Raw genomic sequence first — 13,961 nt, 5'->3', positions numbered from 1 at the left:
GTTTCAGAGTAATTTTGGTGAGTGCAGAAACGTCATCCTCGTAGGAGTGATCTTTTGACAAACTATCATAACTTTACTCCCGGCAGAAAAACAGTAACCATTCTCTTTATGGTTATTTTCAGTATGGAACTGGCTGCTGGGATTTATTATGGTTATTTTTTGGATACAAAAATGGGGGATGCCTTTGCCAGGACAGCAAATGCATATTATGTATTTTTTGTAGAACCACCCCGCTTTGCCTCAGTTGGTTTAGTATGGAATCCTTTACCCAGTATGCTACAATTGCCTTTAGTAGCTTTTTCTCAGATCTGGAAGCCCTTAGTAACGCATGGCATAGCAGCAGCTATTATCAGCTCTTTATTTGCCGCAGCTAGCGTGGTCGTTTTATTCAAAACCTTTTTAAAATTGAACATTTCTCTAAAATTAACATTCATTATTATTAGTCTATACGCAACGAACCCTTTTATCTTTTTTTATGGGTTTAATGGTATGAGCGAAGGGCTCACGTTCTTTTTCATGATTTATGCTGTCTCCTGCCTGGTGTTGTGGATGAAAGAAGGTGCTGCCCACTATATTATGAGGATAGCTTTTGCCTTGGCATTAGCTTTCTTTTGCCGTTATGAAGCTATTCCCTTTGCCGCTGCCATAGGGGTGGGCGTGCTTATCATTATCTTTTTCGGCCCTGCCGTTAAAGCCTTTGCTCCCCAAGGGCAACTCAAGGAGACCTATTATTATGCAGAAGGCACCGCTATTGTACTCTACACACCGCTATTGTTTGCTGTTTTCCTATGGGTCATGTTCAACTGGTTAATTTCCGGCAATCCACTTTATTTTCTTAATTCGGCTTATTCTAATTCCGCCTATGCAAGTTTACTCAACGGAGGTGTCGAGACTCCTTGGGAATTATTCAGAAATGTGGTATGGGAGAAAAGTGCTCCTTTCATCCCAGGGTTTGCAGGACTTGTTATTGTCCGCAGCATAAGGAGAAATTTATTCAAGCATGATTTTTTTGTCTTGCTGATCATGGTGTTGGCAGTTATTCTCTTTCACTATTTAATGCTCCTCAGTGGTTCTTCTTATGGCTGGCTGCGCTTCTTTTCCTATGTATTGCCCATTACAGTGGCGTGGCTTCCTTATGAAATTACCCAGACCAACCAGGAAGTGCCTACCAGAAAATTAATATTACAGGGCATTTTGGTGATGTCATTGTTGGTATCGTGGGGCTTAACGTTAAGCACTTTAGAAAATCCTCAAAAATCGGTGGAAGAGCATATCTCTATGGAAACGACGGAAAGCAGGCGGATTGCCGAGTATATCAATGAAAATCTTCAAGAAGAAAAAGTATTGATGGACTCTCTTAGAACAGGGGAGATTCTTGTTAATATAGATAATATGTCCAATATAGTGGTAACCGCCAGCCCTGATTTTTATGAGAGTTTGGAGAAGCCGCATAAATTGGGAATCACCTATCTTTTGGTACCTAACCCTGAAGAAGGAGCGGGAAGCCTGGATGCCCTTAATGCCCGGTATCCGAATTTGTATGCAGGCCGAGAGGAATGGTGTGAACAAGAGGTAACCTTTGAAGGATTCAAACTATTCCGGGTAATTTACTAATATTTGACTATTGACGAGGAGATAAACATGGCAGAAAAGAGCAATAGGTTAGGAGAAAATCTGTGGTCATAGTAGAGAACCTGCATTTAGCAGATAGTTCGAAACCTGTCTGTAAAACAAGGTTCAGGGAAAAATCACCAGGAAATTGTAAGGATAAAAAGGTATTTTGTCCTTACGTTAGACTTGTATGTGAGAATTTTTAAGAAAATATTTTGCTAAGATTATGGCGTTATTTTTTTAAGTAAATTAAACTACTGTACAGAGGAAGTTTTATACTATCTTGTTACAGTTATATTACATTTTTGTTGCGCTGTTGTAGCATACTTAATTTTTTTGTAAAATTACTTATATAAAGAATGGAATTGTCATTTCCTATGGTAAGGATGAGTGACAGAATAATGCTGATATGCAAATTCTAATGGCTAATAAGACCAAAGAGATTCTAGTTTTATAGATTCTTGAATATGCCGAGTCACTAAAACTCATTGATTATTGTTTCAGAGTAATTTTGGTGAGTGCAGAAACGATATCCTCGTAGGAGTGATCTTTTGACAAACTATCATAACTTTATTCCCGGCAGAAAAACAATAACCATTCTCTTTATGGTTGTTTTCACCATAGAACTGGCTGCTGGGATTTATTATGGTTATTTTTTGGATGCAAAAATGCAGGATGCCTTTGCCAGGACAGCGAATGCTTTTTATGTATTTTTTGTAGAACCACCCCGCTTTGCTTCAATTGGTTTAGTGTGGAATCCCTTGCCCAGTATGCTACAATTGCCTTTTGTAGCTTTTTCTCAGATATGGAAGCCCTTGGTGACGCAGGGCATAGCAGCATCTATTATCAGCTCTTTATTTGCTGCGGGCAGTGTGGTTGTTTTATTCAAAACCTTTTTAAGATTGAACATTTCTCTAAAATTAACATTTATTATTATTAGTCTATACGCAATTAATCCCTTTATCTTTTTTTATGGGTTTAATGGTATGAGCGAAGGGCTCACGTTCTTTTTCATGATTTATGCTGTCTCCTGCCTGGTGTTGTGGATGAAAGAAGGGGCTGCCCACTATATTATGAGGATAGCTTTTGCCTTGGCATTAGCTTTCTTTTGCCGTTATGAAGCCATTCCCTTTGCCGCTGCCATAGGCTTGGGTGTGCTCATCATTATCTTTTTCGGTCCTGCCGTTAAAGACTTTGCTCCCCAAGGGCAACTCAAGGAGACTTATTATTATGCAGAAGGAACCGCTATTATACTCTACACACCGCTTTTGTTTGCTGTTTTCCTATGGATCATGTTCAACTGGGTAATTTCCGGTAATCCACTTTATTTTCTTAATTCGGCGTATTCTAATTCTGCCTATCTAAGTCTAACCAGCGGGGTTACCGAGACTCCCTGGGAATTATTCAGAAATGTGGTATGGGAGAAAAGTACTCCTTTCATCCCGGTGTTTGCAGGAATTGTTATTGTCCGAATTATAAGGGGAAAGTTATTCAAACATGATTTTTTTGTTTTACTAATCATGGTGTTGGCAGTTATTCTCTTTCACTATTTAATGCTCCTCAGTGGTTCTTCTTATGGCTGGTTGCGCTTCTTTTCCTATGTATTGCCCATTACGGTGGCGTGGCTTCCTTATGAAATTGCCCAAATCAACCAAGAAGCTTATATCCGAAAGTTACTACTGCAGGGCATTTTAGTAATATCATTGCTGGTATCGTGTGGATTAACATTAAGTACGCTTGGAAATCTTCAAAAATCCCCGGAGGAGCATAGCTCCATGGGAACGACGGAAAGCAGGCGGATTGCCGAGTATATCAATGAAAACCTTCAGGAGGAAAGAGTATTGATGGACTCTTTTGTTACAGGGGAGATTCTCGTTAATATAGATAATATGTCCAATATGGTGGTAACCGCCAGCCCTGATTTTTATGAGAGTTTGGAGAATCCACATAAATTGGGAATCACCTATCTTTTGGTACCCAACCCTAATGAAGGGACGGGAAAACTGGATGCCCTTAATACCTGGTATCCGAATTTGTATGCAGGCCGAGAGGAATGGTGTGAACAAGAGGTAACCTTTGAAGGATTCAAACTGTTCCGGGTCATTTACTAATATTTGACTAATTGACGAGGAGATAAAAATGGCAGAAAAGAGCAATCGATTAGGAGAAAATCTGCTCCGTCAGGGATATATAACAGATGAACAACTTCATATTGCTCTGAATATTCAAAGAGAAACAGGAGATTTAATCGGTACTATACTGGTTGGTCAAGGTTTTATATCTTCCCAGGATTTAACGGATTTTATTACAACCAGTCAATTCTCTAGATTAGGGGAGCGGTTAATCCAGTCTAAATTGATTACTCCCGCCCAGTTGAAAATGGCTATGGCCTATCAGGAACAAAACGGTGGCCGTTTAGGCGATATTTTGATCTTGTTGAACCATATCAGCAAACAGAAATTGGAGGACTTTTTAGCAACTTATGCTAGACCTAAGCTGCCTTTAGGACAAATGCTGGTTCAGAACAAAGAAATTACAGAAGAGCAGCTTGGGGAAGCAATAGCCATGCAGAAAAAGAGCGGGGGAAGAATTGGCGATGTTCTATTATTTCTTAAACATGTAACACCCGAAACTCTCTACCGCTATTTAGCCACGCAAAATAATTTGGGCCGGGTTGGTAATAACTATAATCGACAAATGGCGAAAAAGATCCCTTATGAGATCGCGCTTCAATATAACGCTATCCTGATTAATAGCCGACCGGACTCTTATATCCTTGCCGTAGGGGAAATATTGCCCGAGGAGAGTATCCGGGTAATTGGCAGCTATCTTGATAAACCGGTGGAGCAGGTATTGGCTACGATGATTGAGATTGAAAACCTGTGGGAGATGGTATATGGTCATAGGTTGTCAGAAGATAGTGTGTTCAAACTGTATGAGGAACAGCCGGAAAACTCTGCCATCGTCACCTTTTCCAAAGGACAACGCGTGGCCTTGATTGCAGCCTGTATAGCTTTTTTAATTGTCCTTATTGCCAATTACCGGGCTGCTTTGTTTGTTGGCAATATCCTGGTTCAGGGACTGTATGCTATCATGACAATTTTAAAGCTTTATATTGTCTATAAAGGTTCCTATAAAGATGCTCAACTCCATTTTACACCGGAAGAGATTGCAGCAATTGATGAAACCAAACTGCCCGTTTACACGATTCTGGTTCCTGTTTATAAGGAAAAAGAGGTAATTAAGCAGCTTATTCACAACATCCAGGCCTTGGACTATCCGCAATATAAGTTAGATGTATGTATCCTGCTTGAAGAAGACGATAAGGAGACCATTGAGACAGTCATGAGCATGAATTTGCCTCACTATTTTACGCCGATTATCGTTCCTTCTTCTCAGCCTAAAACAAAGCCGAAGGCCTGTAATTACGGCTTGATCCGGGCCAAGGGCAGATATGTAGTTATCTATGATGCCGAAGACCGACCTGAACCGGATCAACTGAAAAAAGTCTATCTTGCTTTTAAGCAATTACCATCCAGCTATGTGTGCATTCAATGCAAACTGAATTATTTTAACAGCAATCAAAATCTGCTGACCCGCTTTTTTACTCAGGAATACAGTATGTGGTTTGAAATGTTGCTGGTAGGCATCATGCAAACCAAAACGCCGATTCCGCTGGGTGGCACCTCCAATCATTTTAAAATTGACTTTCTGCGGGAAGTAGGAGCCTGGGATCCCTTCAATGTCACAGAAGATGCTGATTTAGGGATCAGACTTTTTAAAAAGGGCTACCACACGGCGATTGTCGATTCTCGGACCTGGGAGGAAGCCAATTCAGATGTATCGAATTGGTTGAGACAGAGATCACGCTGGATTAAAGGATACATGCAGACTTGGCTTGTGCATATGCGCCATCCTGTCCAATTATACAGGATTTGCGGTTTTAAAGGTTTTATCGGCTATCAGGCGATGGTTCTAGGCACACCCCTGCTACCTTTATTGAATCCGATATTCTGGTTCTTACTGGTCTTTTGGTATCTGACTCATGCAGGGTGGATTAGCTCTCTGTTCCCGGGTATTCTTTATTATTTAGCTTGTTTTCAGTTAATTTTCGGCAATTTTATGTTTATGTATACAAATGCAGTAGGCATGTATTGGGTAATTCGTGATTGTTCGTTAAAAAATAAACAGCCTTTTTCCTACGGCTTGATCAAGTATGCACTGCTGACTCCTCTTTATTGGATGTTAATGAGTGTTGCCGCCTACAAAGCTTTGATTCAATTGGTATTAAAGCCCTTTTATTGGGAGAAAACAAATCACGGTTTAACAGCGGCTAAATATGATACAGTCAATAGAAGCAATTTGTCGGCCTAAACCAGGGATTTTAAAGGTAAAGATTGGAGAGTATCAATGAAAAGAAATGCGAAATCACGGATAGCTAAACTCTTCATTTGGACTATTATAATGTTGCTGCTAATTCCCTGGAGTGCCTTTGCCCAGCCCCCTGTAGAAAACCTTCAGGGAAAGAGTTATCAGATTCCCTTTATCAGCACTGATCAAACGCTTAATAGTCCAAGAAATGCTGTTTCCTATTGGCTCTTTATGCCCAAAGGGACAACTGTTACCGATCCGTGCAGCCTCAACATCCATTTTACCTTTTCCAATACCTTGATTGATGCCAAATCCAGCCTGACGGTCTACATTAATGGAGTTGCTTTAGAAACAAAGGGTATTTATACCTTGCAAGAAAAAGGGCAGGGCTGGTGGAGCGTTACGCTGCCGACGGAGAAGATCAAGCAAAATGCTGTCAATGAAATTAAATTTACCAGTGATCAGCGTTCAATTGAGGGAGATTGCGCCGATATTGATAATCCTGACAACTGGGTGATTTTGCACAGCGATTCTTATTTAAATATAACCTTGAAAGATCATTACACTGCCGAATTGTCAGGATTTTATCCGATATATTATGAGGGGTTATCCGATCAAAGCCTGTTGGCAACAGATTTTATACTCTCTAAAGGAAGCAAGGAAGAGTCCGTACTTGCTCTGCTTAAACTCGGCTCTTCCCTAGGTGCGGCCTATCCAGGACGGCAAATGCTGGATTTTCAGGTTTATGAAGAAATAACTCAAGAGCCTGTTCCGGTAAGCAACGTCCCGGCACGAAATAAAGTTTATCTTGGCCCTTTTCCAGGTTGGCAGGACAATCAGCCGCTGCAAGCTCTGTCCCAATATCTGAAAGAGGAGGAAGGATATCTGGCCATTGCAGGACCGACAGAGGGTACGCCTCATTATTCAACGGTCATTGGGGGAAAGGACGCAAGCGGCTTTCAGAAGGCCATCAACTTGATCACCAACCGCACTCTGCTGGAACAGGTCGATCAATCCGCTATCATTTTAAAATCTCAGGTTCAGCCAGCCGCCAATGCTTTTAAGGCAAAAGAAAAAGGGGTTTATCATTTTTCTGATTTTGGCTACTCGACGATCAATCTGGCAGGGGTCTTTCATCAGCGAGCTTATTTGACCTTTATTCAGCCTCAGGAAATTCAGAGCAGCAAAGGGTCCTATCTTAATTTGAAGTTCAGCCATTCTCAAGCTCTTATTTCCGAGCGCTCGGTGATTACGGTAAAGATCAATGGAACTCCGGTTGCCAGCACCAAGCTGACGACTGCCAACGCTGAAGGTGGAACACTGAAGATTGATATACCGGAGAAAGATTTAAAGTCTCCGTTCCTTGAGGTAGGAATCGAATGCTACAACTATTTAGGGTTGGTCGATTGTTCCAAGGATTATTCGGAAAGTGCCTGGACCGTGATTGATGAAACTTCCCAAATTGTGTTTTCTCCGGGAAATGTCATGCTTCAGCCCAGTTTAAAAATGTTTCCTTACGTATATTCCGGCCAGAACGGAGAGCCAGCACAGGTTGCCCTGGGAATGCCGGAACAGTTCAACGGGGATTCTATAGAAGCAGCCGTCCTTTTGGCGACCCGCCTTGGTCAGAATACAGGCCGGGTGTATGATTGGACCCTCTTAAAGCAATATGTTCCCACCTCGAAACAGAAAAAAATGGATCTGATATTTTTAGGTTCTTATCAGGATATTAAGCTGCCGGAAGAGGTAAAAAAGGCCTTGGCAGTTGCTCCAGGCGAAAATAATGAGTTAACAATCCAAAACGGTGTCAACGTGATTTCGGAAACATTGCAGAATAAGGCCTTAATTCAGGTAATTCGTTCACCCTGGGACCCGGCAAGAAGAATTTACGTGATTATGTACAATAATCAAGACGCTCTGACTGTGTTGAAACAAGCCTTAAGCAATAAGGATATTCTACGAAAAATGGAGCAACAGCTCGCTTTGGTCAATAGTTTTCTGGATGTGAGCAATTTAGCCGTCAGTGAAAAGACAGCGGTCAGCGTGCCCAAAACAACAGAAGACCGAGTTAATGATTTGGAAAAAATCACCCATCTGCCATGGTGGTTAGTGGTAGTTCTAATTGTTTTAATCATTGCCGCCCTAATCGCGTTACTCCGTCTGAGACGAGTTAAAAATGAGTTTACTCAAGCAGGAGTAAAACTGAAAGCTGAACAAGGTTTTACAGAAGCTGAAAGCGGGATTCATGAAGGGCAAATGACTGAGCAGGACGATACCGAACATCAGCCAAAGAAATAAAGTAAACAAACGGTTGGAGGGGTAAATATGCTGTCCTTGGTCATTCCCGTATTTAATGAGAAGGATAATATTGGTGAGCTGATTCGGCGTGTCGAAGAAAGCCTGCAAGATTACAGCTATGAAATTATCTTTGTGGACGACAGCGATGATGATACCCCAGCGATAATTTCGCAATTTGCCCGCAAAGATCAGCGGATCAAACTAATTCACCGGGAAAACAAGACCGGATTGTCTTCGGCGGTGATTTGCGGTTTTGAATATGCAGAAGGCGATATCCTGGCTGTGATGGACGGAGATCTGCAGCATCCCCCCGAAATGCTGTCTAAGATGATGAAAGAAATTGGACAGGGAGCTGATCTTGTCGTCCCCAGCCGCTTTATTCCCGGTGGCAGTGACGGAGGATTGAACTGGTTCAGAAAACTTGTCTCGGCAACAGCGCGATATATCGGTAAAATCCTGATCAAAAGCCTAAGACGGGCTTCGGATCATACCGGCGGGATGTTTATGCTGAGAAGGGAAGTGATCAAAGGAAAGCAGCTGAATCCTGTAGGATGGAAAATACTCATGGAAATCCTGGTGATGGGAAACTATCAAACGTTGGTAGAAATTCCTTATGCCTTTAGTAGCCGCAATTTGGGGCAATCCAAGTTGAATCTGAAGGTACAACTCCAATATTTATGGCATATCTTCACTTTACTCAAGCGCAGTGAGAGTGACCGGCGTTTTTATGTTTTCTGTCTGGTGGGAGGTTCCGGGGTCATCGTCGATATGCTGATTTTTGCCTTACTAAGTTACAGATTTGCCGGGATGAGTGTGAATGCAAGAGCTGTTATTTCCGCCTTAATTGCGATGGCTTCTAATTATACTTTAAATAACTTGTTTACCTGGAAAGAAATTGCCGCAGTAAAGTTCGATTATAAAGTTTTCCTTATAAATGTAAGACGTTTCAGCAGATATTTAATAGTTTCCTCCTTTGGCATCTTTATTAAAAGTATTACTTTATTTTTACTCTACTATTTTTTGCATATCGATAAATATTGGGGGAATTTCGCCGGTATTGTTTGTGCCAGCTTTAGTAATTATTTTTTAAGTAAGTTTTGGGTCTGGAAGGAAGGAAGAGCTCTTCTAACGGTTTACAAACGAATCAGTGAAAAGAATCACCCTGATATTAGTGCAAAGAAATGAGGGGCGTATGAAAATAATCTTATTATCCGGCGGATCGGGACAAAGGCTTTGGCCGTTGACCAATGGGGCACGGGCCAAACAGTTCGTAAAAGTATTAAACAACGAACAAGGACATCCTGAGTCGATGATCCAGAGGATTTGGCGGCAATTGACGGGAAGCGGTTTGGCAGATAAGGCTGTTTTTGCCATCGGCAAAGATCAGCAGTCGATGCTGCGCAAGCAACTGGGTCAGGAAATAAAGATGGTCATCGAACCGAAGCGGCGGGATACTTTTCCGGCAATTGCTTTGGCAGCTGCTTATTTTAATTCTGTGGAAAAAATATCTCCCCAGGAGGTAATCGGAGTCATTCCCGTAGATCCCATGGTGGAGGACAGTTTTTTTGAACGGGTGAATGAGACAGAAGAGATATTGGCAAGGTCGGGGGCTGATTTGGCTTTAATAGGTGCGCTGCCTGCCTTTCCTACGGAAAAATACGGTTATATAATTCCTGAGAGAACGGACGGTCAGGACGGCTATTGGGTTGTCAAGGGGTTTAAGGAAAAACCGCAGCAGGCAGAGGCCCAAAAGCTAATCGAAGAAAAGGCGCTCTGGAATTGTGGGGTCTTTAGTTTCAGACTTAACTTTTTACTGAAAATTCTTAAAGAACAAAATTTGCCCACTGACTATGCCGAGTTGCTGGCTTACTATGACCGGCTGCCTAAAATTAGTTTTGATTACCAAGTGGTGGAAAGAACCGAAAAGATTGTGGTATTGCCTTATACGGGAAGCTGGAAAGACTTAGGAACCTGGAATACCTTAACGGAGGAGATGCCCCAAAGGGTGTTAGGCAAGGGAATCATCGCAGGGGCTGACAATGTACATCTGATCAACGAATTAGGCGTTCCTGTCCTCGCTTTAGGACTGAGCAATAGCGTAGTTGTAGCCACACCGGATGGGATTCTGGTAGCGGATAAACAAATGAGTCCCCAAATCAAGCAATTTATCGAGCAGATTGAGCAAAGGCCCATGTACGAAGAACGGGGTTGGGGCTGGTATAAAGTTTTGGAACACATAAACTACGATGATGGATATGAAATTATGGTTAAAAGACTGGGTATCAACGCCGGAAAAAACATTAGCTATCAAAGACATTTTCAGCGCAGTGAAACTTGGACCATCGTACAGGGAAAGGGAGAGGTAGCTTTGAATGGCGTGATTTTACCCGTTGAGGCCGGATCCGTATTGGAAATTTCCCAGGGAGATGTTCACTCCATTCACGCCATAACAGATTTGGAGATTATTGAAATTCAGAAGGGCAGTACTCTGGTTGAACAGGATATTGAACGCTTTTTATTTAATTGGAGCGAAATAGAGAATGAATGTCATCGTAAAAAATGTATGTAATTAGAAAACAGCTCTGTTTTAGTGTAACAGAGCCGTTTTTTAGTGTACAAATGCAACAGTAACATGGAGGTAACCAGATGGAGGTAAATACCCGGGCCTTTAAGGCTTATGATATTCGGGGCAAAGTTCCGGAAGAGTTAAATGAAGAGCTAGCCTACCTTATTGGTCAGGCCTATGTGCAGTTGTTTAAGCCTCGCCAGGTTGTCGTAGGCTATGATATACGGCTGACCAGTCCGGCCCTGGCGGCTTCCTTGATTCGAGGCTTAAGGGAAGGCGGTTGTGGGGTAATCGATCTTGGACTTTCCGGTACGGAGCAGGTATATTTTGCTACCTTTCATCTTGGTCTGGACGGCGGTATGATGGTTACTGCCAGTCACAATCCTGAGGAGTATAACGGGATGAAGCTAGTAAGAGCTGGGGCAATCCCCATTAGCGGTGATAGTGGCCTGAAAGAAATTGAAAAGCTCTTAATAAGCGGACAATGTAAGAGGGAAAAGTCATCCTCTGGGGCATTAGGTTCTTACCGTAAAATAAACATAATGGCTGATTATGTGCAACACTTGTTATCATATATAGATCCATCTGTTTTGAAACCAATTAAAATGGTAGTGAATGCCGGCAACGGTTGTGCCGGACCAGTTCTTGATGAGCTGGAGTCCCACTTACCTTTTGAATTCATTAAGATTCAACACCAACCGGACGGTACGTTTCCTAACGGAATTCCTAACCCATTATTACCGGAAAACCGTCTAGCAACGGCTGAAGCAGTTCGAAAAAATAAGGCAGCTGTGGGATTAGCCTGGGATGGAGATTATGATCGTTGTTTCTTTTTTGATGAAAGGGGTAATTTTATTGAAGGATACTATATAGTAGGCCTTTTGGCAACCTCCTTATTATCTCGACAGCCAGGGGCTAAAATTATTCACGATCCCCGGTTAACCTGGAATACCATTGAGCTAGTACAGCAAGCAGGTGGGGTGCCAGTTCAGAGTAAAACCGGCCACGCCTTTATAAAAGAGCGCTTACGTTTGGAAGATGCAGTTTACGGTGGGGAAATGTCAGCCCACCATTATTTTAAGGATTTTGCCTACTGTGATAGCGGAATGATACCTTGGCTATTAGTCTTAGAGTTGATGAGTCGAAAGAATAAAAGTCTATCGAAACTGATCGGCGAGCGAGTAGCTGCCTATCCGGTTAGCGGTGAGATTAACCGCCGAGTAACAGATGCAAGAAAAGTAATGGAGCAGGTAGAAAAAAATTTTTCACAGGGTGCTATTGCTATTGACCGTACGGATGGTTTAAGCGTAGAGTTTGGTAATTGGCGGTTTAACCTGCGTAGCTCTAATACCGAACCGGTATTAAGATTAAATGTTGAAGCAAGGGGCAACCGTGAACTCATGCAACTAAAGACCGAGAAATTGTTGGCTTTTATAGATGGAGTAGGATTGTAAATATTTAAAATTTCTTGATAATGATTTCTTTAATGGGTTTGAGATCATCCCTATGAATGCCACCCAGCAAAAACAGAAGTATCAGGTAAACAAAACCTCCAGCAGCTAAAGCTACCAGCAATGTGAGCAAAGGAGAAATAGGCAACAGTAGCTGTTTAATGTTCCATATTACCACAGCCATACCAAAGGCAGCCAGAATTGGTTTAAAAATATCATGGGAAAAATGAATACGATAACCAATCAAGTGGCGTAAATCCAGATAATTTAAGCAAGCCATTGTCATATAACAAAATACCACTGCAATGACGGCCCCAGTAATACCTAGCCCTGGTATAGCCGTGAGGTAGTACAATCCTAAAATTTTAATGATGGAGGCAACGACTAAATTTTTAAAGGGTCTCACAGCTTGGCCCATACCTTGTAAAATGCCCGTGGTGGTTTGTTGAAAATATAAGAAAGGTCCACCAATGGCCAAAGCTCCCAAGATCGAACCGGCATTGGCATAACCAAATAACACACCACACATTTCATTCGGTAAAAGAATAAAGGCAACTGCACAAGGAAGTCCGGCACAAATGGTAATGCGCAAGGCTTTGGCGGTACGAGAAAGCACTAAATGATGATTATTTAAGGCCAGTGCATCGGAAATGGCTGGGATCAAGGCCGTGGCCAATGCTGCAGTAATCATGGTTGGCGTAAAAAACAAGGTATCGGCCACTCCCACCAGCAGTCCAAAAGTGGAGGTGGCTTCAGACAGAGTCATGCCAGCCTCCTGTAGCCTTAGGGGGATTAAAACTGCTTCCACCGACAGTAGAAACGTACTGGTAAAACGAGTCATGGTCACGGGTATACCTAAACCAAAGATTTTTGAGCAGGTTTGAGGAAGTGATTGGCAAGGAGTTGCCGCCCCGCTTAGGTTTTTCTTACGATTACTGAAATAAAGATAGATCATGGTAAAACAACCCACAAATTCACCTATCACGACACCTAGAGACGCCCCGATAGCTGCATATTCAACTCCCCTTGGTAACAAAAAATAGGCGATCGATAAACCGGCAGTTACTCGAACAATTTGTTCCAATATCTGGGTAACAGCAGTGGGAGTCATTTGCTGCAATCCCTGGAAATAACCCCGAAAAGCTGAACAGATAGACACCAGGATAATACCCGGAATTAGGCATAAGAAAATATAATAAACTTTGGGGTTGGGAAAAACATATTTCATTAATAGGGGAGAGACCATCACCAATAGAACCGTGAAGAAAACACTAGAGATGATCAGAAAAGTAAGGGAAATCTTAAAGATTCTATTGGCCCCCCGCAGATTATTACGCGCCACTTCCTCCGCCACCAATTTGGCAATGGCTACTGGAATGCCCATGGTTGCTAAAACCAGCACTAGCACATAAAAGGGAAAGACCATGTTAAAGAGACCGATGCCTTCGGGTTTAATAAGACGAACAATAATCATCTGATAAGCAAAACCAATGATTCTGTTAATAAAACTTGCTATCAGTAAAATAAGTGCACCAGTGATAAATGATTGTCGAGACATGTCCATTTTCCTTTCGCATTTGTCTTGGCCAGATAGTCCACTATGCTATGTTTATGATAGTGGACAACGGTGTATGAATAACCTAAACAAGCAGGCGAAAGCTTAG

Annotated in this window: 8 protein-coding genes; 7 read left to right on the top strand and 1 reads right to left on the bottom strand. The window is 42.1% G+C overall.

The window, feature by feature from the left end; all coding sequences use genetic code 11:
* Positions 1-54 precede the first annotated feature (54 nt).
* The 7 genes from BUA78_RS00425 (at position 55) to BUA78_RS00395 (ending at position 12,300) form a co-directional block, all read left to right on the top strand.
* Positions 55-1,614: a hypothetical protein gene (locus tag BUA78_RS00425; protein ID WP_072910308.1), complete on the top strand. Its 1,560-nt coding sequence runs from the start codon at positions 55-57 to the stop codon at positions 1,612-1,614.
* A gap of 548 nt (positions 1,615-2,162) precedes the next feature.
* Positions 2,163-3,722, top strand: a complete 1,560-nt coding sequence (locus tag BUA78_RS00420; RefSeq protein WP_072910307.1) for a hypothetical protein — start codon at positions 2,163-2,165, stop codon at positions 3,720-3,722.
* A 28-nt stretch (positions 3,723-3,750) separates the two neighbouring features.
* Positions 3,751-5,985 (top strand): cyclic di-GMP-binding domain-containing protein, MshE-related, encoded by a 2,235-nt coding sequence (locus BUA78_RS00415; RefSeq protein ID WP_072910306.1) that lies wholly within the window; start codon positions 3,751-3,753, stop codon positions 5,983-5,985.
* A 36-nt stretch (positions 5,986-6,021) separates the two neighbouring features.
* A complete protein-coding gene (locus BUA78_RS00410; RefSeq protein ID WP_072910305.1) occupies positions 6,022-8,280 on the top strand; it encodes a cellulose biosynthesis cyclic di-GMP-binding regulatory protein BcsB in 2,259 nt (752 codons plus the stop codon).
* Between the two features lie 27 nt (positions 8,281-8,307).
* Positions 8,308-9,465 carry a glycosyltransferase gene (locus BUA78_RS00405; RefSeq protein ID WP_072910304.1) on the top strand — a complete coding sequence of 386 codons (1,158 nt, stop codon included), beginning with the start codon at positions 8,308-8,310 and terminating at the stop codon, positions 9,463-9,465.
* 7 nt (positions 9,466-9,472) lie between these two features.
* The gene (locus tag BUA78_RS00400; RefSeq protein ID WP_072910303.1) at positions 9,473-10,849 is read left to right on the top strand and encodes a sugar phosphate nucleotidyltransferase; all 1,377 of its coding nucleotides are present in this window, start codon (positions 9,473-9,475) and stop codon (positions 10,847-10,849) included.
* A 77-nt stretch (positions 10,850-10,926) separates the two neighbouring features.
* Positions 10,927-12,300, top strand: coding sequence for a phosphohexomutase domain-containing protein (locus BUA78_RS00395; RefSeq protein WP_072910302.1), 1,374 nt, complete (start codon positions 10,927-10,929; stop codon positions 12,298-12,300).
* A gap of 4 nt (positions 12,301-12,304) precedes the next feature.
* Here the strand turns inward: BUA78_RS00395 and spoVB are convergent, their stop codons facing one another.
* Entirely contained in the window at positions 12,305-13,855 is a 1,551-nt protein-coding gene (gene spoVB, locus BUA78_RS00390; protein WP_072910301.1) for a stage V sporulation protein B, read from the bottom strand.
* Positions 13,856-13,961: the final 106 nt, after the last annotated feature.

This window comes from Desulforamulus aeronauticus DSM 10349 (assembly GCF_900142375.1).
In the GTDB taxonomy this organism is placed as follows: Bacteria; Bacillota; Desulfotomaculia; order Desulfotomaculales; family Desulfotomaculaceae; genus Desulfotomaculum; species Desulfotomaculum aeronauticum.
The sequence above is the reverse complement of the archived record's forward strand: the minus strand, read 5'-3'. Positions and strand labels throughout refer to the sequence as shown.

Bases quoted from the DNA above. Each gene is read 5' to 3' on its own strand.
- BUA78_RS00415 (WP_072910306.1), top strand. From the start codon at position 3,751: ATGGCAGAAAAGAGCAATCGATTAGGAGAAAATCTGCTCCGTCAGGGA.
- BUA78_RS00410 (WP_072910305.1), top strand. From the start codon at position 6,022: ATGAAAAGAAATGCGAAATCACGGATAGCTAAACTCTTCATTTGGACT.
- BUA78_RS00405 (WP_072910304.1), top strand. From the start codon at position 8,308: ATGCTGTCCTTGGTCATTCCCGTATTTAATGAGAAGGATAATATTGGT.
- BUA78_RS00400 (WP_072910303.1), top strand. From the start codon at position 9,473: ATGAAAATAATCTTATTATCCGGCGGATCGGGACAAAGGCTTTGGCCG.
- BUA78_RS00395 (WP_072910302.1), top strand. From the start codon at position 10,927: ATGGAGGTAAATACCCGGGCCTTTAAGGCTTATGATATTCGGGGCAAA.
- spoVB (WP_072910301.1), bottom strand. From the start codon at position 13,855: ATGTCTCGACAATCATTTATCACTGGTGCACTTATTTTACTGATAGCA.